The sequence below is a fragment of the Micromonospora sp. Mcm103 genome (genome assembly GCF_024519755.1).
Classification (GTDB): domain Bacteria; phylum Actinomycetota; class Actinomycetes; order Mycobacteriales; family Micromonosporaceae; genus Micromonospora; species Micromonospora aurantiaca.
In genome coordinates this window covers 1-23,793 of record NZ_JALJRJ010000022.1, presented here as the reverse complement: position 1 = coordinate 23,793, position 23,793 = coordinate 1, and the positions used below count along the sequence as shown (strand labels likewise).

Sequence of the window (23,793 nt, the reverse complement as noted above, 5' to 3'; positions counted from 1 at the left end):
AGCTCGCCAGCGTGCGACTAGCCTCGACGCCATGATCGACGAGTTCACCGACGCGCTGCTGCGGGAGATGGGGCGCCTCGATCCGTGCGCCGCCGTGGTCGAGGCCGGTGAGCCGGACGTCGACGGCCTCACCGACTACAGCCCGGACGGTCACCAGGCCCGCGCCGACCTCGCCGCCCGCGCCCTGCGCCGGATCGAGACGCTGCCCGCGACCCCGCTGCACGCCCACCTCGCCGAACGGCTGCGCGCCCGGATCGCCTTCCACGACGCCGGGGAGGACCTGCGGGAACTGCACGTCGCGGCCACCGGCCCGCTCCAGCTCATCCGCCAGTGCGTCGAATCAGCGGTGCCGGGCCGCGACGCCGGGCGCGCGGCCTCCGAGGACGGCTGGGCCCGCGTCGGCGCGCGCCAGGCCGCCATCCCGGCCGCACTCGACGGGTACGCCCGGAGCCTGCTGCTCGCCGCCGCGCGCGGTCACCTGCCGGCCCGGCGTCAGGTGGACCTGGTGACGCGGCGCTGCCGCACCTGGCTCGACGACGACCTCGCCCTGGTGCAGCGGTACGGCGACGGCCCGCAGCGCGCCTCGTTGCAGGCGGCGGCGCAGGGCGCGCGGGAGGCGTACCGGCGGTTCGCCGCGACGCTCACCGCGGACCTGACGCCCCGGGCGCACGACGACGAGGCGTTCGGCCCACAGCGGTACGCCCTCTGGGTGCGGGCCTTCCTCGGCGCGGAACCGGACCTGCGCGAGCTGTACGCGTGGGGCTGGGACGAGTTCACCGCCATCGAGGCGGAACTGGCCGCCGAGGCGAAGTCCCTGGGCGGCACCGTGCCCGAGGTACGGGAACGGCTCGACCGTCCCGACGCGCCGGGCGTCCTGCGCAGCCGGGACGAGTTCGCCGCCTGGCTCCAGGAGCTGCTGGAGGCCACCACCGAGCGGATGCACGGCGTCCACTTCGACATTCCCGCGCCGCTGCGCCGCGTCGAGTCACGGGTCACCACGTCGGGCGGCACCGCCTACATCGCGCCGTCGCGGGACCTGACCCGGCCGGGCCGGGTCTCGTGGCTGCTGCCCGCGGGGCAGGAGTACTTCTCCACCTGGTGGGCGTACAGCACCGCGTACCACGAGGGCGTCCCCGGCCACCACCTGCACCTCGGCTCGGAGGCGTGCCGGGGCGGGCCCGGGCAGCGGCTGAACCTGCTCGGCGGGCTCTCCGGAGCCCAGGAGGGCTGGGCCCTGTACGCCGAGCGGTTCATGGACGAACTCGGGCTCTACGAGCAGCCGGGCGCCCGGCTGGGCCACCTGTTCATGCAACTGCTGCGGGCGGCCCGGGTGGTGCTCGACATCGGCCTGCACCTGAAGCTGCCGATGCCCTCCGGCGGCGGCGCGCCGTGGACGCCGGACGCCGCGCTGGACCTGCTGCGCGGCCGCTGCCACCAAGGTCCGTACGCACCACTGGAACTGGCCCGCTATTTGGGCCGGCCCGGGCAGGCGCTCACCTACAAGGTGGGGGAGCGGGTGTGGCGGGACGGCCGCGCGGCGTTCCCCGGCGACCGGCGCGCGTTCCACAACCGGGCGCTGGAACTCGGCTCGCTGGGGCTGGACCAGCTCAGCAGCGCGCTCGCCGCCTACCCGGCGTCGTCGGCGGGCAACTCCTCCGGGTCGGCCACCCAGGCGGAGTAGACAGGCAGCGCGTGCCACGGGCCGCCGGCCGGGTCGGTGGTCACCGCGACCACCGCGTACGGGTGACCGAACCGCAGCTCGGCGACGCGCGCGATCCCCTCCGGCGGTAGCGCTGTCGCCCGGCCGAACGCGGTCACCGCGGCGGCCTCGAAGCCGTAGCGGCCGAACCGGGCCACCGCCGACTGCGCGGCGTCGAACCTCGGCCCGGCCAGGCCCAGCAGCTCACCGAGCGCCCGGGCCGCCGCGTCGAAGCCGAACCCGCGCGCGGTCAGGTCGTGCCGGCTGCGCGCCGACCAGCAGGGCAGCACCGCCGTGGCGCGTTCCTCCCGGCCGTCCGCCGCGAACGTGTTCACCGGCTCCTCCCGCAGCGTCCACAGTGCCGTCTCGCCCAGCGGCAGGTCGAACAGCGACCGGTGACCCGGTACGGCGTCCGGGGCGAACGCGGCGGCGCTCGCCAGTTCCTGCGCGGCGGCCAGCACGTCGGCCGCCGGTACCTCGGGCGCGGCGGCCACCGACACCACGAGCATCCCCGCGCCGTCGTCGCCGGCCGGCACCGCGTGCGCCGCCACGTCACCGGCCCGGTCGGTGGCCGCCACCCAGCAGCGGTGCCCGGACGGCGGAGTACGCAGCACCCGGCTCAGCCGGCCGGACCAGGCGCTGCCCGCGCCCAGCTCCGCACCCGCGGTGGTGTCGAACGGGTCGGCCCACGACACCCGGGTCGCGAGCGCGCTGGCCAGCATCAGCAGGGTGTCCGGGGTGACGTCGACCGGGAAGCGGTCGATCAGCCCGCCGGTACGCTCCCGGGCCCAGGCGTCCAGCGCCGCCTGGTCCGGCAGCGGACCACGTTGGGTGGCCTCCGGCAGGGCGGCCCGCCACGCGGCCAGCTCGGCGGCCGGGGTGCGTTCCCACAGCGCGGTGGCGGCGGCGACCATCGGGTGCGGCGCGGCGAGCAGCGCCCGGGCCTCGGCGGCGGCGTCGTCCGGGTCGGCGCCGAGCGCCTCGGCCAGCGCCGCGCGGGCGTCGCCGGTGGCGGCCGGGCCGGTCAGCGCCAGCAGCAGCCAGGCGCCCAGCGGCGAGGCGACGTGGTGGGTGTCACCGGCGGCGCGGTGCAGCCGCTCGGCGTAACGGGCCAGGGGTGCGCGCAGAGGAGTCACGGCTCCACTCTGCCCGCCGGCGCGCCCGGCGGCACGCCCCGCGTCAGGACCACAGCTCGAACGGCTCGTCGATCTCCGTACCGGCCAGGAACGCGGGCAGCAGTTCCGGCAGTCGCCCGGGATAGCAGCGCGGCCGCTCGGCGAGCACCTCGGCCAGCGGCCACCAGCGGAACCCGAAGTAGTCCTCCACCTCGTAGTCCAGCCGCAGCGCCTCGTCCACGTCCGGTCCGGGGCCGGGCAGCCGTACCGTCACCACCACCTCGTCCTGGAGGTGACGGCGCTGGCGGTGCCGGAAGCTGGCCCGCCGCCGCCAGGTGGGAGCGCCCACCTCGTCCGGGCCGATCGCGATGCCGGTCTCCTCGCGCAGTTCGCGGACCGCCGCCTCCCGGTACGTCTCGCCCGGGTCCAGCCCGCCGCCGGGTAGCTCCCACCACACGCCGAGGTCCCGGTGGTCCGGGTCGCGGGTGTGGAACAGCAGCAGGCGGTCGGCGGCGTCGAGCACCACCAGCCGCACCGCGCTGCGCTCGAACAGCGGCAGATCGTCGGGCAACTCCACGCCCCCAGCGTAAGGAATGGCCCCCTGTTAACGCCTCCGGTAGTAGAAGGGCACCTTATTAACAGCGCGCCTCGCGGCGCCCGCCCGGTGCCGGGGTCGCTCAGCCGGCGTCGACGATCCGGGCCACCTCGACCGGCAGCGGGTACGGCCGCTCCACCGGCAGCAGCGCCGCGGCCCCGGCCTCGTCGCCGTCGGTGAGACGACCGTGCACCGACCGGGCCAGCCCGGTGACGTCGGTGAGCCCGACCACCCAGTCGTCGACGTACCGGCGTACCGCGTCACCGGTCAGCCCGACCTGCAGCGAGCGGTACGGCAGCGGCGCCAGCCGCAGCGAGCGTTCCGGGTCCCACTGCACCCGCACCGGGCTGACCCGCAGGCTGTGCCGCCAGGCGTCCCGGCCCGGGTGCAGACGCGGGTCGTAGCTGCTGAGGCAGGCGTGGCGCAGGGCCCACTCGAAGCCGGCCCGGCTGATGTCGACCGCCAGCACCCGTTCCTGGCCCGGCTTGAGCGCCCAGCCGCAGCGGTACATCATCCAGCGGAACGAGGGCTTGATCCAGGTCATCCGCTCCCGCTTGAACGGCGGCACGAACCGCCCCGCGCGCAGCGCCGCGTCGGCGATCTCCGGCGGGTACGCCTGGTAGACGGTGACGGCGGTGCCGGTGTACGCGGCGCGGATCTGGTGGCGGGGCACTGTCACCGGGGCATGATGGCACCGCGTACCCGCTCCGGCGACCCGATTCCGGGCCCGGCGCGCCCCGACCGATAGGCTGCCCGCCGTGGCAGGTCTGTTGAGGAACGTGGCGTCGAAGCTCGGCCGGATCACCCGGGGCGTACCCGTGCCCACCCGCCCCGGCGGGCCGATCCCGGCTCAGGTCGCGCGCCGCCGCCAGGTCAGCGCGTTGCAGCGTCGCGAGCTGTCGTACGCCCCGGAGCCGGACGGGCAGGCCGACCCGGGCGAGATCGTCTGGACCTGGGTGCCGTACGAGGACGATCCGCGTCAGGGCAAGGACCGCCCGGTGCTGGTGGTGGGCCGGCACAGCCGCACGCTGTTCGGGCTGATGCTGTCAAGCCAGAGCGACCGGGACGGCCAGCGGCACTGGCTGGCGCTCGGCCCGGGGGAGTGGGACCGGGACGAGCGGCCGAGCTGGGTTCGCCTGGACCGGGTGCTCACCATGCGCGAGGACAGCATCCGCCGCGAGGGCGCGGTGCTGGACCGGCCCCGGTTCGACCGGGTCGGGCAGGCGTTGCGCGTCGGCTACGGCTGGCGCTGACCCACCGGACAGAGCCGCCCCGGCACCCCGCGACGAGCTAGCGGACGAGTCGCTCAGCACTCCGCGACGAGCTGGCGGGTCGGGCGGGACGCGCCGAGCGTCTTCGCCTCGTACATGGCCGCGTCGGCGCGGCAGAGCGCGTCGGTGAGCTGGTTGGGGCAGTGCACCGGCGCCAGCCCGACGGAGGCGGTGACCTGGATGCTGCGCGCACCGAGCGGGATCGGCGCGGCGAGCGCCTCGCAGAGCCGCCGGGTGGCGTGCTCGATCCACCGGCGGTCCGGCGTCGGGCTGGCCAGCAGTCCGGCGAACTCGTCGCCGCCGAGCCGGGCGACCAGGTTGGGGCCGGCGAACGCGGCGAGCCGCTGCGCGACGCTGACCAGCACCTGGTCCCCGGCGGCGTGCCCGTAGCGGTCGTTCACCTGCTTGAAGTTGTCGAGGTCGAGCACGACCGCGACGAGCGGCTGGCCGGCGGGGTCGGTGAGCAGGGCGGCGGCCAGCCGGAAGAACGCGCGGCGGTTGGGCAGCCCGGTGAGCGGGTCGTGGCTGGCGGCGTGCCGCTCGGCGGCCAGCTCGGCCTGGAGCAGCTCGATCTCGGCTTCGGCGCGCAGCGCGCGGCGGCGTAACTGCCAGGCGGAGACGAGCGCGCCCGCCGCGGAGATGCCGGAGGCGATGGTCATCGGATCCGCCAACGCGTCCTCCTCACCGCAGTCCCGTAGCCGCGCGGAGCGGCGTCCCCGGGGCCGGGTTCAGGTCACCGTACGTGAGCGAACCGGCACACCGTATTTCGAGTATCATCCTCTCCGTCCATTGCAGATGCAATAGCAGATGCACGTGCATCTCACTCCTCAGTCGACAGACGTCGCCACCCACCGCTCCTCCCCGCGGCCTCGGCTGGCTCATCCCGAAGGACGCCCATGCAGCAACCCCCGAACGGCGTGCCCGTGACCGAGTTGCCACCGATGCGCTGGCTGAAGAGCCGCCGCAGCAACCCCAGCGGCAACTGCGTCGAACTGGCCGAGCTGCCCGACGGCGGCGGCATCGCGGTCCGCAACTCGCGGCACCCGGAGGGCCCGGCGCTCATCTACACAGTGGACGAGATCGCGGCCTTCGTGCTCGGCGCGCGGGACGGCGACTTCGACCACCTGATCCCGCCGTCCCGTACACGGGACTGACTTCGTCCGTCCGGAGGAGTTCACCTCACTGTCGGTTCATGGCATGCTTACTCGTCGGTCCGGGAGGGTGCCCGGCCGGGCGGTCGGGATGCGAGGGCGGTCAGGTGGCGACGGTGCCCGTCGAGGGTGGTCCGACAAGCGGTCCGACAGTGCTGCGCATGCTGCTCGGCGGGCAGCTGCGCCGGCTGCGGGAGAGTGCCGGGGTCAGCCGGGAGACCGCCGGCTGGGAGATCCGCTCGTCGGAGTCGAAGATCAGCCGGATGGAGCTGGGCCGGGTCGGCTTCAAGGAGCGCGACGTGGCCGACCTGCTCACGCTCTACGGCGTCACCGCTCCGGAGGACCGCGACGCGCTGCTCAAGCTGGCCCGCGACGCGAACAGCCCGGGCTGGTGGCACCGCTACGGCGACGTGCTCCCCGCCTGGTTCCAGTCGTACCTGGGCCTGGAGGCGGCCGCCGCGCTGATCCGCACGTACGAGGTGCAGTTCGTACCCGGCCTGTTGCAGACCGCCGCGTACGCCCGGCAGGTGATCCTGCTCGGCCACCGCGGCGCGTCGGCGGCGGAGCTGGACCGGCGGGTGGAGCTGCGGATGCAGCGCAAGGAGCTGCTGCGGCGGCCCAACCCGCCGCAGCTGTGGGCGGTGCTCGACGAGGCGGTGCTGCGCCGACCGATCGGCGGCGCCGCGGTGATGCGCGAGCAGATGGACGCGCTGATCGAGGCGACCTCGGGACCGCACGTGCGGTTGCAGATCGTCCCGTTCGCCGCCGGCGGGCACGCCGCGGCCAGCGGCGCGTTCAGCATCCTGCGCTTCGGTGACGCCGACCTGCCCGACATCGTCTACATCGAGCAGCTCACCAGCGCCATCTACCTGGACAAGCGCGACGACCTCGACTTCTACGCCGAGGCGATGGAACGGTTGTGCGTGGAGGCCGCGCCGCCGGAGCGGACCCCGGAACTGCTGGCCCGCCTGCGCGACGAGCTCTACCCGGCCTGACCGGCGCGGTGGCGGGCAGTAGCATGACCGCCGACCGAAGACAGTGGACGGTGGCACCCGAGTCGTGGAGGCGGCCTTGACCAGCGACGCACCAGGTACGGCACCCGAGTCGGGCCGGATCGACACCACGGTGGCGCATCCCGCCCGCCGGTACAACTACTGGCTCGGCGGAAAGGACAACTTCCAGGCCGACCGCGACTCCGGCGACGCGATGGCCGCGCGGTTCCCGACCATCCGGATCAGCGCGCTGGAGAACCGGCGGTTCCTGCGCCGCGCGGTGCGCCACCTGGCCGGTGAGGCGGGCATCCGGCAGTTCCTGGACATCGGCACCGGCATCCCCACCGCCGACAACACGCACGAGGTGGCGCAGGCGACCGACCCGCGCGCCCGGGTGGTCTACGTCGACAACGACCCGATCGTGCTGGCCCACGCCCGAGCGCTGCTCACCAGCTCCGCCGAGGGCGCCACCGCCTACCTCGACGCGGACCTGCGCGACCCGGAGCGCATCCTCGCCCACCCCGACCTGCGCCGCACGCTGGACTTCTCCCAGCCGGTGGCGTTGATGCTGCTGGCGGTGCTGCACTTCGTGCCCGACGGCGAGGACCCGTACTCGATCGTCGGCCGCCTGCTGGACGCCCTGCCCGCCGGCAGCTACCTGGCCGCCTCACACGCCACCCACGACTACCTGCCGGCCGAGGTGGCCGCCGAGGCGAAGGCGGCGGCTCGCGGCGGCGGTCCGCACGGTGTGATCAACCTGCGCAGCCGGGAGGAGGTCGTGCGCTTCTTCGACGGCCTGGAACTGGTCGAGCCGGGCATCTGCTCGGTCGCCGAGTGGCGCGCCGACGGCGAGCCCGAACCGCGCCCGTCGGTGATCGACGTCAGCATGTACGGCGGGGTCGCCCGCAAGCCCTGACGCCGGGCTCCGGGCCGGGCGGTTGACGGGCACGGGGACCGGACGGGCACACTGGAGGCATCATGTCGCCGTTCACGCCCGCCCTGCGCCTGCACGACCGGTACGTCCTGCGCGAACGCATCGGTCTCGGCGGGATGTCCGAGGTGTGGCGCGCCGACGACGAGGTGCTGCACCGGCCCGTCGCGGTCAAGGCCCTCGCCGGGCAGCTCGCCGCCGACCCGCAACTGCGCGCGGTCATCCAGCGCGAGGCCCGCGCGGCGGCGCGGCTCACCCACCCGCACGTGACCCAGGTGTACGACTACGGCGAGGCGACGCTGGACAGCGGCGTCGTCGTCCCGTACCTGGTGATGGAGCTGGTGGAGGGTCAGACGCTCGCCGACCGGCTGAACGGCGGGCCGCTGGCCTGGCCGGACGCGGTCCGCACGGCCGGGCAGGTCGCCGGCGCGCTGGCCGCGGCGCACCGGATCGGCGTGGTGCACCGCGACATCAAGCCGGCGAACGTGATGCTCACCGAGACCGGCGCGAAGGTGCTCGACTTCGGCATCGCCGCGCCCGCCGGCCCGCACCCGGTCACCGGGCAGACCGGCGCGCTGCTGATGGGCACCCCCGCCTACTTCGCCCCGGAACGTCTCGATCCCGGCCCGGCGAACCCGGCCGGCGACGTGTACGCGCTCGGCGTGCTGTTGTACCGCAGTCTCACCGGCCGGGCACCGTTGCCGGTGCGCAGCTGGGACGACGTGCTGGACGTGCGGCGCAACCGGCCGCCGGTGCCGCCGCTGCGGGTGCCCGGTCTGCCGCCGGAGATCGCCGATCTGGTCCTGACCTGCCTGGACGTGGACCCGGAGCGGCGGCCCACAGCGGCCCGGCTCGCCGACCGGCTCGGCGCGGGCCGCCCGGTGGACCCGCCGACCGCGATCCTGCCCACAGTGGCGCCGGCGGCGCACCCGCCGACCCTGATCGAGCGGTCCCCGGCCGCCGCGTCCCGCCCGGTCCCGCCGGCACGTCCCGTCGCGCCGCCGCGCCCGGCGGTCTCGTCGAACCGGCTGCTCGGGCTGCTCGTCGCCGGTGCCCTGGTGCTGCTGCTCGCGGTGGTGGGCTCGCTGGTGTGGGGCGACGGCTCCGGCACGCCACCGGCCGCCGCGCCCACCGCGGGCCCGTCGACCGGTGCCGCCGAGCCGCCCGCCCCGGAGCCCAGCAGTGCCGCGCCGCCGTCGACGGTGCCCGAGCCGGTGACGCTGCGTCAGCTCGGCGACCGGTTCGGTGAGCTGATCGACCGGGCCGAGTCGATCGGGCTGGTCGACCGCAAGACCGCCGACGACCTGCGCAAGAAGGCCGCCGAGCTGGACCGGGGCAAGCCGAAGGACCGGAGCAAGCGGGTCGAGGACCTGCGCGAGAAGATCGACGACGCGGCCGAGGACGAGAAGATCGACCCGGTCACCGCCACCGCGCTGCGCAAGCTGCTCGACGGCTACGAGCGGCTGCGCGGCGGCGCCGACGAGGGCTGACCGTCACCGCAGCGTGGCGGCGACCACCTCGCCGGTGCCCGTACCGGCCCGGGCCACCGGATCACCCGCCGGTGACCAGATACCGGAACCGCCCGCGGCCCGCGCGTACCCGCCCCCGGTCGAGCCGGCGAAACTCGCCGTGACCACCCACACGCCGTGCGCGGCGGCGACCCGGCGGGCGCGTTCCTCGGGCACCGCCGCGTCGTCCGCCGACTCCAGCACCCCGGCCAGGTAGGCGTCCGCGCCGAGCGCCACCGTCGCCGCCGCGTGCTCGGGCGTGCCGGTGTCCTTGCACACCGCCAGCCCAAGCCGCCAGCCGTCCACATCGAGCACCGCCGGCTCCCGGCCCGGTCGCATGTGCCGCGGCTCCGCGCCACCCAGGAACATCTTCCGGTACGCGACCCGCACGCCCTCGGCGTCGACCGCGAGCACCCCGATGTGCGGGCCGGGCACCGGCGCCCCGGCCAGCGCCAGTGTGCCGGTCTCGGCGCAGGCCGCCCGCAGCGCCGCGAGCCTCGGGTCGGCCGGGTCCAGCGGCGCGGCGGTCAGCTCGTACCCGGTCAGGGACATCTCCGGGAAGACCACCACGCGGGCTCCGGCGGCGCGCACCGCGTCGGCGTGCCGGGCGGCGTTGCCCTCGACGTCGTAAGAGCGGGTCAACGGCTGGACGACGGCGATCCGCAGCGGCGTACGCATGGCGTACACGATAATGGTTTCCATCACGCGTGGTCGTCCGCGGCTTCGCCCCGTAACGTTGGTCCGATGATCGGAAACGCACAGCTGCTCGCCGTCCCCCGGGTGAGCACCGCGCGGGCCGCGGAACCGTCCGGCGACGGGGTGACCGGATGGGTCACCGGCCTGATGGAACGGCTCGGTGGCCCGGGCGCCGGCCTCGCGGTGGCGCTGGAGAACCTGTTCCCGCCCATCCCCAGCGAGGTGATCCTGCCGTTGGCCGGCTTCACCGCGAGCCAGGGCAAGATGAGCCTGGTCGGCGCGATCGTCTGGACCACGATCGGGTCGATCGTGGGCGCGCTGGCGCTGTACTACATCGGCGCGGCCCTCGGGCGGGACCGGATGCGCGCGCTGGCCGCGCGGCTGCCGCTGATCAAGCTGGAGGACGTGGACCGCACCGAGGCGTGGTTCCTGCGCCACGGCGTCAAGGCGGTGTTCTTCGGCCGGATGATTCCGATCTTCCGCAGTCTCATCTCCATCCCGGCCGGGGTGGAACGGATGCCGGTGCCGGTGTTCCTGCTCTACACCGCGCTGGGCAGTCTGATCTGGAACACCACTTTCGTGCTCGCCGGTTACCTGCTGGGCGAGCAGTGGCACGTGGTCGAGGCGTACGCGGGCACGTTCCAGAAGGTCGTCATCGTGGCCGTGCTGGCCGGTGCCTGCTGGTTCGTGGTCAGCCGGGTCCGCCGCTCCCGCCGCACCGCCGGGGCCGCGCCGCAGGAGGCGGAGGCGCCGCCGGAGCCGCAGCCGACCCCGCAGGGCACCGTCTACCGGGGCGGCTGGTACTCCCGGGCGGAGGACTGAGGCAGGCTCAGCACGGCGGGGAGAGCAGGCGGGTGCCGGTGCCGGCGGCCCGGGCGGCCCGGTCGCTGAACCGGCAGCCGAAGTCCGGCGCCGCCACCGCGCGCCGGTCGGTGACCGCGTCACCGGCCGGCCGCTTGCCGGTACGCACCCAGCGGACCAGGTCGTCCCACGCGGCGCCGGCCTCGGCCGGGCTGAACTCGCAGTGCTGCGCGGTGCGCACGGCCCGCTGCACCAGCAGCCGGGACCGGCCGTGCCGGGCCACGTCCCGGGCGTACGCCTGCTCCATGCCGAACGGCACGAACAGGTCACCGAGCCCGTGCAGGCTGAGCACCGGCGCGGTGGGCCGCCCGGCGATCCGGGGCACCTCGGTCAGACCGGGCGAGAGCCGCTGGCGCAGGTTCTCCGGCGCGACCCGCTGCACCGTCGCGTCGAGGTTCACCGGCTGGTTCGGCGCGTACCTGGTGAACAGGTTCGTGGCGAGCTGACCGGGCCGCCGGGCGGGGGAGCCGTCCGCCTCGCTGACCGCGATGCCGAACAGGAAGTCCTTCCACACCGCGAACGCGGCGTCGGCGCCGGGCCGCGGCCCGCCGGAGCGTTCCACGGTGACCGCGCGCAGCTGCTTGCCGAGCGCGTTCGTGGTGTCCGGGCCGCCCGGGGTCAGCCCGGCCAGGCCGAGCGTGACCTGGATCCGGGGCACCGCCGAGGTCAGGTAGTCGGGCGGCGTCGGGTACGCGCGCACCCCGGCCAGCGCCTGCGCCACCAGGTTGTAGTCCAGGAAGAAGTCGAACAGCTCCTGGTCGCCGAGCACCCCGCACATCGGCAGCGCCCCGGCGTAGAAGCCCGGGTACTGCTCCAGCGACCGGCCGATGACGTGACCGCCCATCGACACCCCGGCGATCAGTACCCGGTGCGGGCGCCGGACGGTACGGCTGAACAGGTCGGCCAGGGCGCGGGTGCCGCGTACGCCGGAGCGCACGTCGTAGCCGTTGCGGTCGTACGACGACGACGCCCACGCGTACCCCTGTGCCACCAGGCGCTGCCGCAGGTCGAAGCCGGGCGGCTCGGGCGACAGCTCGGTGCCCTGGCCGCGGTAGCCGTGCGCCCACATCACCAGCTCGCCGTTCCAGCGCGCCGGGATCTCGATGACGTACCCGGCGTTGGCGTGCACGCCCTGCCGCACGGTGGTGGCGGCGCCGTTCACGACCAGTGGCGGCAGCGGCGGGTTGACGACGGTGTAGCCGGGCAGCGGGCCGCTGCCGTCGTCGCGGCCGGTGGCGGCGGCGGGGGCAGCGCCGGTGAGGCCGAGCGTCAGCGCGAGGGCCGCGCCGAGGGCGAGCAGCCGGCGGCGGACGGGTGAGGGCTGCATCGCTGCTCCCCGGGGACGGGTGCCACCCCGGGACGGGGGTGACGACGCGGGACGGATGCCTACCGGCCGGTAGCGTCCTGAACCTAGGCCGGGCGTCGAGGGCTGTCAATGACTGACTGACCACGCCGTCAGCGTCCGTCCCGCCGCCCGCTCACACCAGGCCGTGCGCCAGCATCGCCTCGGCCACCCGCCGGAACCCCTGGATGTTCGCCCCGGCCACGTAGTCGCCGGGCAGGCCGAACTCCTCGGCGGTCGCCCAGCACCTGTCGTGCACGTCCCGCATGATCTCGCGCAGCCGCTGCTCCGACTCGCCGAACGTCCACGTGTCGCGGCTGGCGTTCTGCTGCATCTCCAGCCCGCTCACCGCCACGCCGCCGGCGTTTGCGGCCTTACCCGGGGCGAACCGCACCCCGGCCCGGCCGAGGATCCGCACCGCCTCCGGCGTGGTGGGCATGTTCGCCCCCTCCACCACCGCGACGCAGCCGCCGGCGACCAGCGCGGCCGCCTCCGCGCCGCCGATCTCGTTCTGCGTGGCGCAGGGCAGCGCCAGGTCGCAGGGCACCTCCCACACGTTGCGGTCAGCGACCGCCACGGCGTTGCGCGCGTGCTCCGCGTACTCGGCCAGCCGGCCCCGGCGCTGCTCCTTCAGCTCGCGCAGCAACGCCAGGTCGATGCCCTTCTCGTCGACCACGTAGCCGCCGGAGTCCGAGCACGCCACCACCGTGCCGCCGAGCTGGTGCACCTTCTCGATCGCATAGATGGCCACGTTGCCGGAGCCGGACACCACCACCCGCTTGCCCTCCAGGCTGTCCCCGGCCTGGCGGAGCATCTCGTCGGCGAAGAACACCGCCCCGTACCCGGTCGCCTCCCGGCGCACCTGCGCGCCCCCGTACGCCAGGCCCTTGCCGGTGAGCACTCCCGCGTCGTACCGGTTGGTGATCCGCTTGTACTGCCCGAACAGGTAGCCGATCTCCCGGCCGCCCACCCCGATGTCACCGGCCGGCACGTCGGTCTGCGGGCCGATGTGCCGGTACAGCTCGGTCATGAAGCTCTGGCAGAACCGCATCACCTCGCGGTCGGAGCGGCCCTTCGGGTCGAAGTCCGCGCCGCCCTTGCCGCCACCGATGGACAGCCCGGTCAGCGCGTTCTTGAAGATCTGCTCGAACCCGAGGAACTTCACGATGCCCAGGTAGACCGACGGGTGGAACCGCAGACCGCCCTTGAACGGGCCGAGCGCGCTGTTGAACTCCACCCGGAAGCCGCGGTTGACCCGTACCCGGCCCCGGTCGTCCTCCCACGGCACGCGGAAGATGACCTGCCGTTCCGGCTCGCAGACGCGTTCGACCACCTCGGCGTACTCCGGATGCCGGGCCAGGGCCGGACCGATGCTCTCCAGCACCTCGCGGACCGCCTGGTGGAACTCGGGCTCTCCCGGGTTCCGGGCGACCACGCCGGCGAACACCGACTCGACGGTCTCCGGCATCACGGGCACCTCCTCTCGCCTGGGACGCGGGCCCCCTGGCCTGCGTCGCCCCAGGATACGAACGGTGCGCGGGGTGGGGTTCACTGGTCGGCGTGGACGCCACCATCTGGACGACGGCGCGGGACGCGCGCGCCTGGCTCGACGCCGCGAACGGCCGCGGCGACACCGAACTGACCTGTCGCATCCTCAAGATCGGCGAGGAGGCCGGCGAGGTCGCGGCGGCCTGGATAGGGCTGCTCGGGCAGAACCCGCGCAAGGGGGTGACGCACACCCGCGAGGAGGTCGCCGCCGAACTCGCCGACGTGGCGTTCACCGCGCTCGTCGCGATCGAGAGCCTCGGCCTGGACGCGCAGGCCGTGCTGGCCGCCTGCGCCGGCAAGGTGCGGGAACGGACCGCAGGGGGAATGAACCGGGACGCCGACACGGACGTATGACCCGATGGGGACCGGCGAGAGGGGACGACCATGACCGCATCCGAGGACGACCCCGGCCTGGCCCGGCCCCGCTGGTCCGGCGGAGCCCGGCTGCTCGCGGCGGCGGCGGTGCTCGTGGTGGTGCTCGGCGCGGTGGCGGTGGCGGTGACGCTGTCCAACCCGGCCCGGCTCGGCGTGGTCTTCTCCGGCGGCGCCCCGCCGTCGCCCGCTCCCGGTGGCGGCTCCGGCGGGGCCGGTGCCGCCGAGGTGGCCGGCGCTGAGACGCTCGCCGCGCCCCGCGGCGACCGGCAGCGCGCCCAGTTCGAGCTGGTCGACGGGCTGACCCGGTTCACGCTGCGGGCCGACGACCTCGGCGACGACCTGTACCGGATCGGCGCGCCGGACGGCTCGGGTGTGACCCCGCGCCCGCAGCTCGTGGGCGACCGGGTCCGGCTGCGGATCGAGGAGAACGGCCGTCCCGGCCCGGCCGCCGTGGAGGTGGTGCTCAACTCCCGGGTCACCTGGCGGCTGCGGCTGATCGGCGGCGTCAGCGAGCAGCGGCTCGACCTGGGTGAGACCCGCCTCGCCGGGGTCGACCTGGTCGGCGGCGCGTCGCGTACCCGGCTGCTGCTGCCCCGGCTCGACGGCTCGCTCATCGTCCGGATGACCGGCGGGGTCAGCGAACTGACAGTCACCGTGCCCGGCGGGCCGCCGGCCCGGGTGCGGGTGGCGTCCGGCGCCGGCTCCCTGACCCTGTACGACGAGCGTCGCGGCGGGATCGCCGCCGGTGACCTGGTCAGCTCGCCGGGCTGGGACCGGGCCGCCGACCGGCTCTACCTCGACCTGGTGGGGGGCGCCAACGCGGTGAGCGTCACCGCGGAGTGAGCGTACAGTCGGGCGGTGGACCGCACCGAATCCCTGCCCGCGCAGACGCTCCCACCGGGCGTCGGCCCGACCGACCCGGGCAGCGTGCTGCTGCCCGGCCACGACGTCCCGCTCGGCCGCTACACCACTGTGCGCCGGCTGCTGCCGCAGCGGCAGCGCCGGATGGTCGGCGCCTGGTGCTTCGTCGACCACTTCGGGCCCGACGACGTGGCCGACCGGCCCGGCATGGAGGTGCCGCCGCACCCGCACACCGGGCTGCAGACCGTCACCTGGCTGCTCGACGGGGAGATCCTGCACCGCGACAGCCTCGGCAACGTCCAGCCCATCCGCCCGGGCCAGCTCAACGTGATGACCTCCGGGCGCGGCATCGCGCACTCCGAGCGCTCCCCGCTGGTCCACCCGCCCCTGATGCACGGCGTGCAGCTGTGGGTGGCGCTGCCCGACCCGGCCCGCGCCGGTGACCCGGACTTCGCCCACCACGCCGACCTGCCCCGCTTCCGCGACGGCGAGCTGGACGTCACGCTGCTCGTCGGCGACCTCGGCGGGGAACGCTCGCCCGCCGTCGTGCACACCCCGCTGGTCGGCGCGCAGATCGAGGTGCGCGGGCCGGCTCCGGCCACGCTGCCGCTGCGTCCGGACTTCGAGTACGGGCTGCTGGCCATGTCCGGCGCCGCCGAGTGCGACGGCACGGCGCTGGCCCCCGGCGCGCTGCTCTACCTGGGCCTCGGGCGGAACGCGCTGACGCTGCGCGCCGAGCCGGGCACCCGGCTGCTGCTGCTCGGCGGCACCCCGTTCGAGGAGCCGCTGGTGATGTGGTGGAACTTCGTCGGCCGCTCGCACGAGGAGGTGGTGGCCGCCCGGGAGGACTGGATGGCCGGCCGCCGCTTCGGCGTGGTCGCCGACGACGCGGCGCCGCCGCTGCCCGCGCCCGCGCTGCCCACCACCCGGCTCAAGGCCCGTGATCGCGGCGGCGACGTCCGCGGCTGACCGTCGTACCCGAATGCCGCGCCGTCGCCGGGGTAGTCGGCAGCATGCCGACAACCACCGTCCCGCGCGACGTCGCGGACAAGAAGCGGCTCGCCCGCCGGCTCGCCGCAGACGGCCGCGGGTTCGCCGAGTGCTTCGGGTTCCGGGTGACGAACAACCCGGCCCAGTTGTTCCAGGTGCTGTACCTGGCCGTCCTGCTGGCCCGCCGGGGCGACTTCCACCGCGCCGTCGACGCGGCCGGCGCGCTGCGCGACGCGGGCTGGGACACCGCGGCCCGGATGGCCCGCTCCCGCCACGAGGACCGGGTACGCGTGCTGCGCGCCGCCGGGCTGCGCGGTGACCTGCCCGCGATCGCCGACACCCTCGGCGACCTGGCCCGCACGATCGTCGAGACGTACCGGGGCGACCTGCGCCGGCTGCGGACCGCCGCGCACCAGGATCCGGGCGAGGAGCGCCGGCTGCTGACCGCGCTGCCCGGAGTGGACGACGAGGTGTGCGACCTGTTCCTGCGCGAGGCGCAGGCGCTGTGGCGTGAGGCGGCGCCGGTGGCCGACCGGCGGGCGCTCGCGGCGGCCCGGCGGCTCGGGCTGGGCCGTACCGCGCGCGACCTCGCCGGACTCACCGGCAGCGGGGAGTCGGAGCAACTGTCGTGGCTGGTCGGAGCGCTGGCGCGAGTGGACCTGGAGCGGCGGTACGCGGAGGTGACCGCCTGAGCGCACGCGTGCGCCCGGACACACTTCCGCGATTCTCACCCGTTCGGCTGATGTCGCGTCGTATGATGATCGTGGCAGCGATGCCCGCCCGGTTCGGGCGAACATCTCACCGCTGCGTGGTCGCGACCCGGTTCGGGCGTGAACCGCGCAGGACAGGTGCTGCGTGGCGCCCCAGGTCGCGGTTCGTGACCCGGGGCGCTCGCCTGTCCGGGGCGCGTCCACAGGGGAGCGCCCACGCGCGACAGTCGTACACCGGCCCTTGTCCGCACGCGCGGAGGCCGGCGGCCGTGTAGCCCGCCGGCCCGCCGCAGTGCTCAGATGCCGCGCAGGTGCTGCGACACGCGCGGGTGGTCGACCCGGGCCTGCGCCGCGCGCTGCGACGGGCTCACCTCGGGCGCCGCGTCGATGCCGGCCGAGCGGGCCACCTCGGTGCCGTTGGCGTAGTCCACCGGGGGCAGCGCACGCAGCGCCCGCAACACGTCCGGCGGCGCGCCCTCCCGTTCCGCCTCGCGGATGACGTCGTCCTTGCCGGCCGGGTAGTCAAGCGCGGACAGGTACTCAAGGACATCCGTGTAACTCGCCATGGGTCGGGCTCCTCGTGGCAGTAGTCGGGGTCATGACCGGGCGGCGGTTACCCGTCGCGCCGCCCCTCACGCCCGTAGGCGCGGAAAACCCGCAGTCGCCGCGCGCCGGTGGCCGGCGCCGTTTCCGGCGCGCCGTCGCGGGTAGCCGCGGTGGGCGCACCGAAGGGGGTACCACGGATGCACTACCTGACCTTCGTGAGCCGGGTCGCCCGGCTCACCGGCACGAGCGAGGACCGGGCCGCCGCACTCACCGGGGCCACGCTGGAGACGCTCGCCGAGCGGCTGACCGGCGGCGAGGTGCTGGACCTCGCCGCGCAGCTACCCAAGCCACTGCAGGGGCTGCTCCGGCCCTATCCGCGCGACGAGGCTGCCGAACGGTTCGGCGCGGCCGAGTTCGCCGCCCGGGTCGCCCGCCGGGCGGACTGCGACGAGAACACCGCCCGGGACGCCGTACGTGCGGTGTTCGTCACGCTGCGCGAGGCGATCCGGGGCGGGGAGTTCCAGGACGTCGTGGTGCAGTTCCCCCGCGACTACCGGGACATGGTGGAACCGGCCCTCGCCCCGGCCGCCGCGCGCCGCTGAACCGGCGGCCGGTCAGCCGATCACACCGGCGTCGCGCAGTGCGGCGATCCGGCCGGCGTCGATCCCGGCGCCGGCCAGCACCTCGTCGGTGTGCTCGCCCGGCGACGGCGGCGGCCGCCGGACCGACGTCGGGGTGGCCGAGAAGCGCGGCGCGGGAGCGGGCTGGGTGACGCCGTCCGGCGCCACGAAGACCTCCCGTGCCCGCAGGTGCGGGTGCTGCGGCGCCTCGGCCCAGTCGAGCACCGGTGCCACGCAGGCGTCCGTGCCGGCCAGCAGCTCCGTCCACTCGTCGCGGGTACGGGTGCGGAACAGCCGCGCCCAGGCCGCCCGCAGCGCCGGCCAGTTCGCCGGATCGTCCCGGTCCGGCGCGTCGTCGCCGTCGAGCGGGAAACCGGTGAGCCGGACCAGTTCGGCGTAGAACTGCGGCTCCAGCGCACCCACCGCGACGTAACGCCCGTCGGCGCACTCGTACGTGTCGTAGAACGGCGCGCCGCCGTCGAGCAGGTTCACCCCGCGCGGGTCCTGCCACAGACCGATGCCGCGCAGCGCGTGGATCTGGGTGGCGAGCACCGACACGCCGTCCACGATGGCCGCGTCGACCACCTGGCCGGGCGCGCCGCCGCGCACCGCGTACAGCGCCGCGACCACGCCGAGCGCGAGCATCATGCCCCCGCCGCCGTAGTCGCCGAGCAGGTTCATCGGCGGCACCGGGCGTTCCCCGGCGCGGCCCACGCCGTGCAGCGCGCCGGTCAGCGCCAGGTAGTCGATGTCGTGCCCGGCGCGCTGCGCCAGCGGCCCGTCCTGTCCCCAGCCGGTCATCCGCCCGTACACCAGGCGGGGGTTGGCGGCGAGGCAGGCGTCCGGGCCGAGGCCGAGTCGTTCGGTCACCCCGGGCCGGAAGCCCTCCACCAGCGCGTCCGACCCGGCGACCAGGTCGAGCACCAGGTCACGCCCCGCGGGCTGCTTCAGGTCGACGGCGATCGAGCGGCGGTTGCGGTTCAGCAGGTCGCCGGGGAAGGCGCCGAACCCGCCCCCGCCGGCCCGGTCGACGCGCACCACGTCGGCGCCGAGGTCGGCAAGCATCATCGCCGCGAACGGACCGGGGCCGATCCCGGCCAGCTCGATCACCCGTACGCCGGTCAGTGGTCCCTGGTTGGTCACCCGCGTCACCATAGGGGCAGGTGTGACCCGGTGCCACGCCCTCCGCCGGCGCCCAGTGGTTGACCAGGGCAATCATGCGTGTCCCGACTTGGCGTCCGGTCCGGCGGTGACCTAGCCTTGTGCAGGCGAGGGGAGTACTTCCCACGAATCATTCCGGTCAGTACGGCGAGCCGCCGAGGCGAGCCCCGGGTGGTTGCCCACGAAAACGTGGGTGAAGGAGACCTCGAACATGACACGGTGTTCGAGGAGGCTCCATGCCCGAATTGTCGCCCCTGGCCGCGGCCGGGTTGTCGTCTGTCGGCACGCCCACGCTGTGGGCCGTGACGATCGTCGGTGTGCTCGTTTTGCTGGTGCTCGACTTCCTGGTCACCAGGAAGCCGCACGAGGTCTCGATCCGTGAGGCGCTGGGCTGGTCGGCCTTCTACATCGCCCTGCCGCTGGCCTTCGGCGCCTGGATCTGGTCCCGGTACGGCAGCCAGCAGGGCGTCGAGTACCTCACCGGTTACCTGGTCGAGAAGTCCCTCTCGGTCGACAACCTGTTCGTCTTCATGCTGCTGCTGGCCGCGTTCGCGGTGCCCGCCGTGCTCGCCCAGCGGGTGCTGCTCTACGGCATCGCCGGCGCCCTGGTGCTGCGCGGTGTGTTCATCGCGCTCGGCGCCGCCGCGCTCCAGACGCTCGACTTCGCCTTCCTGCTGTTCGCGCTCATCCTGATCGCCACCGCGGTCAAGCTCCTGCGCGACGCCCTCTCCGGGCACGAGCAGGAGGTCGACATCAACAAGATGCGGTCGGTCCGGCTGCTCCGCAAGATCATGCCGGTGGTCGACGACTACCACGGCACCCGGATGACCATCCGGCAGGGCGGCCGGCGGGCGCTCACCCCGTTCGCGCTGGTCGTGGTCGCCGTGCTGGCCACGGACATCGTGTTCGCCGTCGACTCGGTGCCCGCCGTCTACGGCATCACCGAGGACCCGTACCTGGTCTTCGCCACCAACGCCTTCGCGCTGCTGGGGCTGCGGGCGCTGTACTTCGTGCTGCACGCCGCGCTCAGCCGCCTCGTGCACCTCAGCTACGGCCTGGCCGCCATCCTGGCGTTCATCGGCGTCAAGCTCGGCCTGCACTGGGCGCACGGCATCTGGAAGGGCGTACCGGAGATCCCCACGCTCGCCTCGCTCGGCGTGATCATCGGCGTCCTGGTGATCGTCACCATCACCAGCCTGCGGGCCACCCGCAACAGCGGCGACGGCAAGCGCACCGTCGTGCACGAGGTGCAGGGCGGAGGTTCCGCCTGACTCGGTGGGAACCCCTGCCCCGGCGGGAGCGGCGGTGGTACGACTGACGGGTGGGAATCGTCTCGCCCGGCTTCCAGGGCCGGCCCCGTACGTCCGCGCCCGACCTGCCGCCGGGGCAGTACCTCACCGAGGACTTCCCGGTGCTCTCGGCCGGCCCGACGCCACGCGTGCCGCTGGACACCTGGGAGTTCGTGCTGACCAGCGAGACCGGCGCGGAGTACCGCTGGTCCTGGGACGAGATGATGGGCCTGCCGCAGGACACCCCGACGGTGGACCTGCACTGCGTCACCCGCTGGTCCAAGCTCGGCACCACCTGGCAGGGCGTCTCCCTGGACACGCTGCTCGACGGCGTCGACACCGAGGCCCGGTACGCGCTCGCGCACTCGTACGGCGGCTACACCACCAACCTGCCGCTGGACGACCTGCGCGGCGGACGGGCGTGGGTGGTGCACACGTACGACGGGGGGCCGCTGCCGGCCGAACACGGCGGACCGGCGCGGCTGCTCGTACCGCACCTGTACCTGTGGAAGTCGGCGAAGTGGGTGCACGGCATCCGGCTGCTCGCCGACGACCGGCCCGGCTTCTGGGAGACCGCCGGCTACCACGACTACGGCGACCCGTGGCGCGAGCAGCGCTACCAGGGCGACTGAGGTGACGGCGCAGGCGCAGGGCCGCCGCGTCGCGCCGCTGATGTGGCGGGTCGCCCGGCTGGTCGAGCGGCGGATCGAGACACCCACCGCGCAGACGCTGGTGCTGGACGTGCCCGGCTGGCCCGGGCACCTGCCCGGGCAGCACGTCGACCTGCGCCTCACCGCCGAGGACGGCTACCAGGCCGCCCGGTCGTACTCGCTGGCCGGCCCCGCCGACGGCGAGCGGATCGAGGTGACCGTGCAGCGGGTGCCCGACGGTGAGGTGTCGCCGTACCTGACCGACACCTACGCCGAGGGCGACCCGGTGGAGGTCCGCGGCCCGGTCGGCGGCTGGTTCGTCTGGCGTAGCGACGACACCGCGCCGGTGCTGCTGGTCGGCGGCGGATCCGGCGTGGTGCCGCTGATGGCGATGATCCGCGCGCGCCGCGCCGCGGGCAGCCGCACGCCGTTCCGGCTCGTCTACTCGGTGCGCACCCCGGACGACGTCATCTACGCCGACGAGCTGCGCCGCCGCGCCCGCGACGACCAGGGCCTCGACGTCGCGTACGTCTACACCCGGTCCGCGCCCGAGGGCTGGCGCGGCGAGCCGCACCGGATCGGCCTGGCCGACGTGAACAGCCACGGCTGGCCGCCCGACCTGGAGCCGCTGTGCTACGTGTGCGGCCCCACCGGATTCGTGGAGACCGTGGCCGACCTGCTGGTGGGGCTGGGTCACCCGACCCGGCGCGTGCGGACCGAACGATTCGGCCCGACCGGCTGAGACCCGAGGAGGGCGTATGACCGACCTGTCCTACGTGGATGGCAACATGCTCGACGGGCCGCTGCGCGAGTTGTTCGCGGTCGACCTGAGCGCCACCACCGGGCGCTGCGACACCTGCGGGACGACCGGCCCGATGGCCGGGCTACACGTCTACTCGCACGCCCCGGGCCTGGTCGGGCGCTGCCCTGCCTGCTCCGGGGTGATGGTGCGGCTGGTCCGCGCGCCGCAGCGGGCCTGGCTGGACCTGCGCGGCACCACCTACCTCCAGGTGCCCATGCCGGCCGAGCAGGGTTTCCGCGCCGCGCCCTGACGTCTGCGCCGTGGCGGGGCCGCGTCCTGACGTCTGCGCCGTTACCGGTCCGCGCCTGCCGGGCCGGCGCAGCCGCCCGACGAGCTGACCCACAGTCACCGGCACCACGGAGAGCACGAGCTGACCGTTGCGCGGGTCGACAGTCGCCGCCACCCCGTACAGCCGGGCGCCGTGCCGCAGCAGCCGGGGCCGCCGGGCGGCGAGGCGAGGCGCGCGCACCGCGGCCCCGCCGCGCCCGTGACCGCCGTCCACCTCGGCGCGTACCGGATGGCGCTGACCGCTGGCGGCGCTGGCGGCCAGGAGCCGGTCCAGCGCGAAGTCCGTGCGCAGGGTGCGGCCGGTCGGATCACCGGCGTCCATCCGGGTGGCGCCCACGACCGGACCGGCCAGCATCCGCACCGGCCCGGCCTCCGTGGCGAACCGGGGGTACGGGCTGCGCGTGGTCACCGTCAGCGTGTGCCCGTCGACCCAGCTCACGTCGACGGTGTCCAGCCGCGCCAGCCAGTCGGCGCGCACGTCGGTGACGTCGGTCCACCGGGCCGGTGCGCCCGGGTAGCCCGCGTGCCAGCGGTCACCGGCGAGCACCGTCGCCGGCACGCCCCGGCCGCTGTCCTGCTCGATGACCGCCAGCAGGTCGTCCACCCCGCCCGCGGTCACCGCGCCCAGGCGCAGCCGGGCCTCGATGTCGAGCCGGTCCCGCAGGCGGTCGGTGACGTGCCGCCGTACCAGCCGCGCCACCGTGGCGTGCACCCGCTCCTGCGCGGCCCGGTCCAGGTGCCGGAAGTCGTCGCCGACCAGGTTCGCCAGCTCCAGCCCGGCGTGGCGGCGCAGCACCGCGTCCCGGCGCTCCCCGGCGGGGATCAGCTCGGCCACGTACGCGAACAGCCGCTCCACGCTGACCAGGCGCTGCTCCACCCGGCTGTGGTAGGTGATGTTGCGGGCGTCCAGCCGGCGTACCGCGTGGTAGTAGTCGTAGTCGGCGAGCACCGAGATCCGCCGGGCGTGGTAGCAGGCGGCGAGCGTGAACGGCTGGTCGCTGAGCACCGGCATGTCCTCCGGGAACCGCAGCCCGAGCCGGTCCACGAGGTCGCGCCGGAACAGCTTCGTGTTCGCCAGCGACCACGGCAGCGCCGAGTCGAACAGGCTCACGTCGACCGCGTTGCCGTCGGCGAACACGTCGGAGAACACGTGCCGGCCGTTGACGCCGACCACCTTGCCGAGCACCACGTCCGAGCCGTACCGGTCGGCGGCGGCGACCAGACGCTCCAGGGCCTCCGGGCCGAGCCGGTCGTCCGAGCCGAGGAAGAACACGTACCGGCCGGCGGCCAGGTCCAGTCCCCGGTTGCAGGGCGACGCCGGGCCACCGGAGTTGGACTGGTGGACCACCCGGATCGTGCCGGGGTGCCTGGCGGCGTACCGGTCGAGCAGGCGGCCGCTGCCGTCGGTGGACCCGTCGTCCACCGCCACGATCTCCATCCGGTCCGGCCCGATGGTCTGCCGCAGCACCGAGTCGAGGCAGGACCGCAGGTAGCGCAGCGTGTTGTAGACAGGCACGACGACACTCACGTCGGGGCGGCTCGTCGCCGGTGGGCGGGGCGTGGTCGGTGGGCGGTGCGTCGCCTCCTCGGCTGCCACGGCTGCTCCTTCTGGGTCGCCCGGACGATCCGGCGCGACCCAGCGTGGTGGAGCGAGCCGTCCGGGTGACGACACCGGCGTGACGGCGAGGTGACCGGAAGGCAGCCGTTGGACACGTGCGGAAGGGCCCGACCCCGTGGTGGGGGTCGGGCCCTTCCGGTGTGCGTGCTGTCGCTATTGCTCTGCAGCCATATG

Annotated in this window: 25 protein-coding genes and 1 pseudogene; 16 read left to right on the top strand and 10 right to left on the bottom strand. The window is 74.7% G+C overall.

The window, feature by feature from the left end; genetic code table 11:
- Window positions 1-31 precede the first annotated feature (31 nt).
- Window positions 32-1,681, top strand: a complete 1,650-nt coding sequence (locus tag OC439_RS24160) for a DUF885 domain-containing protein (protein WP_262015427.1) — start codon at window positions 32-34, stop codon at window positions 1,679-1,681.
- Here OC439_RS24160 and OC439_RS24155 read toward each other — a convergent pair.
- From OC439_RS24155 to OC439_RS24145, 3 genes are all read right to left on the bottom strand, one after another.
- Window positions 1,627-2,835 (bottom strand): serpin family protein, encoded by a 1,209-nt coding sequence (locus tag OC439_RS24155; RefSeq protein ID WP_262015426.1) that lies wholly within the window; start codon window positions 2,833-2,835, stop codon window positions 1,627-1,629. The genes OC439_RS24160 and OC439_RS24155 overlap by 55 nt on opposite strands.
- Before the next feature lie 43 nt (window positions 2,836-2,878).
- Entirely contained in the window at window positions 2,879-3,391 is a 513-nt protein-coding gene (locus tag OC439_RS24150; protein WP_262015425.1) for an NUDIX hydrolase, read from the bottom strand.
- A 100-nt stretch (window positions 3,392-3,491) separates the two neighbouring features.
- Window positions 3,492-4,088 carry a DUF4291 domain-containing protein gene (locus OC439_RS24145; protein ID WP_262015424.1) on the bottom strand — a complete coding sequence of 199 codons (597 nt, stop codon included), beginning with the start codon at window positions 4,086-4,088 and terminating at the stop codon, window positions 3,492-3,494.
- 79 nt (window positions 4,089-4,167) lie between these two features.
- Here OC439_RS24145 and OC439_RS24140 point away from each other — a divergent pair, with 79 nt between their 5' ends.
- Window positions 4,168-4,662: a type II toxin-antitoxin system PemK/MazF family toxin gene (locus OC439_RS24140; protein ID WP_262015423.1), complete on the top strand. Its 495-nt coding sequence runs from the start codon at window positions 4,168-4,170 to the stop codon at window positions 4,660-4,662.
- Between the two features lie 53 nt (window positions 4,663-4,715).
- Here the strand turns inward: OC439_RS24140 and OC439_RS24135 are convergent, their stop codons facing one another.
- Window positions 4,716-5,351 carry a GGDEF domain-containing protein gene (locus tag OC439_RS24135; protein ID WP_262015422.1) on the bottom strand — a complete coding sequence of 212 codons (636 nt, stop codon included), beginning with the start codon at window positions 5,349-5,351 and terminating at the stop codon, window positions 4,716-4,718.
- 225 nt (window positions 5,352-5,576) lie between these two features.
- Between OC439_RS24135 and OC439_RS24130 the strand changes: the two genes are divergently transcribed.
- The 4 genes from OC439_RS24130 (at window position 5,577) to OC439_RS24115 (ending at window position 9,244) form a co-directional block, all read left to right on the top strand.
- Window positions 5,577-5,834, top strand: a complete 258-nt coding sequence (locus tag OC439_RS24130; protein ID WP_135239836.1) for a DUF397 domain-containing protein — start codon at window positions 5,577-5,579, stop codon at window positions 5,832-5,834.
- A 104-nt stretch (window positions 5,835-5,938) separates the two neighbouring features.
- Window positions 5,939-6,826, top strand: coding sequence for a helix-turn-helix domain-containing protein (locus OC439_RS24125; protein WP_194801709.1), 888 nt, complete (start codon window positions 5,939-5,941; stop codon window positions 6,824-6,826).
- 76 nt (window positions 6,827-6,902) lie between these two features.
- On the top strand, window positions 6,903-7,739 hold the full coding sequence (locus OC439_RS24120) for an SAM-dependent methyltransferase (RefSeq protein ID WP_262015421.1): 837 nt from the start codon (window positions 6,903-6,905) through the stop codon (window positions 7,737-7,739).
- Window positions 7,740-7,801: 62 nt separating this feature from the next.
- Entirely contained in the window at window positions 7,802-9,244 is a 1,443-nt protein-coding gene (locus OC439_RS24115; protein ID WP_262015420.1) for a serine/threonine-protein kinase, read from the top strand.
- Between the two features lie 3 nt (window positions 9,245-9,247).
- Here OC439_RS24115 and OC439_RS24110 read toward each other — a convergent pair whose 3' ends face one another.
- Window positions 9,248-9,940, bottom strand: coding sequence for a carbon-nitrogen hydrolase family protein (locus OC439_RS24110; RefSeq protein ID WP_262015501.1), 693 nt, complete (start codon window positions 9,938-9,940; stop codon window positions 9,248-9,250).
- 66 nt (window positions 9,941-10,006) lie between these two features.
- On the opposite strand from OC439_RS24110, the gene OC439_RS24105 reads away from it, so the two are divergent.
- Window positions 10,007-10,780 (top strand): DedA family protein, encoded by a 774-nt coding sequence (locus OC439_RS24105; RefSeq protein ID WP_262015419.1) that lies wholly within the window; start codon window positions 10,007-10,009, stop codon window positions 10,778-10,780.
- A 7-nt stretch (window positions 10,781-10,787) separates the two neighbouring features.
- On the opposite strand, the gene OC439_RS24100 is transcribed toward OC439_RS24105, so the two are convergent.
- Entirely contained in the window at window positions 10,788-12,146 is a 1,359-nt protein-coding gene (locus OC439_RS24100) for an alpha/beta hydrolase family protein (RefSeq protein ID WP_262015418.1), read from the bottom strand.
- A 151-nt stretch (window positions 12,147-12,297) separates the two neighbouring features.
- Window positions 12,298-13,629: an NADP-specific glutamate dehydrogenase gene (gene gdhA / locus OC439_RS24095; RefSeq protein ID WP_262015417.1), complete on the bottom strand. Its 1,332-nt coding sequence runs from the start codon at window positions 13,627-13,629 to the stop codon at window positions 12,298-12,300.
- A gap of 92 nt (window positions 13,630-13,721) precedes the next feature.
- Between gdhA and OC439_RS24090 the strand changes: the two genes are divergently transcribed.
- From OC439_RS24090 to OC439_RS24075, 4 genes are read left to right on the top strand one after another with little or no spacing between them, the layout of a single operon-like run.
- Window positions 13,722-14,063 (top strand): MazG-like family protein, encoded by a 342-nt coding sequence (locus OC439_RS24090; RefSeq protein ID WP_262015416.1) that lies wholly within the window; start codon window positions 13,722-13,724, stop codon window positions 14,061-14,063.
- A gap of 30 nt (window positions 14,064-14,093) precedes the next feature.
- Complete coding sequence (locus tag OC439_RS24085; protein ID WP_262015415.1) at window positions 14,094-14,927, top strand: hypothetical protein; 834 nt, start codon at window positions 14,094-14,096, stop codon at window positions 14,925-14,927.
- A 15-nt stretch (window positions 14,928-14,942) separates the two neighbouring features.
- Window positions 14,943-15,914 carry a pirin family protein gene (locus tag OC439_RS24080; protein WP_262015414.1) on the top strand — a complete coding sequence of 324 codons (972 nt, stop codon included), beginning with the start codon at window positions 14,943-14,945 and terminating at the stop codon, window positions 15,912-15,914.
- Between the two features lie 44 nt (window positions 15,915-15,958).
- Complete coding sequence (locus tag OC439_RS24075; RefSeq protein ID WP_262015413.1) at window positions 15,959-16,627, top strand: hypothetical protein; 669 nt, start codon at window positions 15,959-15,961, stop codon at window positions 16,625-16,627.
- Window positions 16,628-16,941: 314 nt separating this feature from the next.
- Here the strand turns inward: OC439_RS24075 and OC439_RS24070 are convergent, their stop codons facing one another.
- Window positions 16,942-17,211 (bottom strand): DUF2795 domain-containing protein, encoded by a 270-nt coding sequence (locus OC439_RS24070; protein ID WP_091427162.1) that lies wholly within the window; start codon window positions 17,209-17,211, stop codon window positions 16,942-16,944.
- 177 nt (window positions 17,212-17,388) lie between these two features.
- Between OC439_RS24070 and OC439_RS24065 the strand changes: the two genes are divergently transcribed.
- A complete protein-coding gene (locus OC439_RS24065) occupies window positions 17,389-17,793 on the top strand; it encodes a DUF2267 domain-containing protein (protein ID WP_262015412.1) in 405 nt (134 codons plus the stop codon).
- 12 nt (window positions 17,794-17,805) lie between these two features.
- On the opposite strand, the gene OC439_RS24060 is transcribed toward OC439_RS24065, so the two are convergent.
- Window positions 17,806-18,966 (bottom strand): CaiB/BaiF CoA transferase family protein, encoded by a 1,161-nt coding sequence (locus tag OC439_RS24060; RefSeq protein WP_262015411.1) that lies wholly within the window; start codon window positions 18,964-18,966, stop codon window positions 17,806-17,808.
- Window positions 18,967-19,208: 242 nt separating this feature from the next.
- Here OC439_RS24060 and OC439_RS24055 point away from each other — a divergent pair, with 242 nt between their 5' ends.
- From OC439_RS24055 to OC439_RS24040, 4 genes and pseudogenes are all read left to right on the top strand, one after another.
- Window positions 19,209-20,243 (top strand): TerC/Alx family metal homeostasis membrane protein, encoded by a 1,035-nt coding sequence (locus OC439_RS24055; RefSeq protein WP_262015410.1) that lies wholly within the window; start codon window positions 19,209-19,211, stop codon window positions 20,241-20,243.
- Window positions 20,244-20,293: 50 nt separating this feature from the next.
- A complete protein-coding gene (locus OC439_RS24050; protein ID WP_013285974.1) occupies window positions 20,294-20,893 on the top strand; it encodes a sulfite oxidase-like oxidoreductase in 600 nt (199 codons plus the stop codon).
- Between the two features lie 40 nt (window positions 20,894-20,933).
- A complete protein-coding gene (locus OC439_RS24045; RefSeq protein WP_262015500.1) occupies window positions 20,934-21,653 on the top strand; it encodes a ferredoxin reductase in 720 nt (239 codons plus the stop codon).
- A 16-nt stretch (window positions 21,654-21,669) separates the two neighbouring features.
- Window positions 21,670-21,870 (top strand): annotated as a pseudogene (locus OC439_RS24040) (DUF6510 family protein); the annotation flags it as partial.
- On the opposite strand, the gene OC439_RS24035 reads toward OC439_RS24040, so the two are convergent.
- Entirely contained in the window at window positions 21,796-23,598 is a 1,803-nt protein-coding gene (locus OC439_RS24035) for a glycosyltransferase family 2 protein (RefSeq protein WP_262015409.1), read from the bottom strand. The pseudogene OC439_RS24040 and the gene OC439_RS24035 overlap by 75 nt on opposite strands.
- Between the last annotated feature and the right edge of the window lie 195 nt (window positions 23,599-23,793).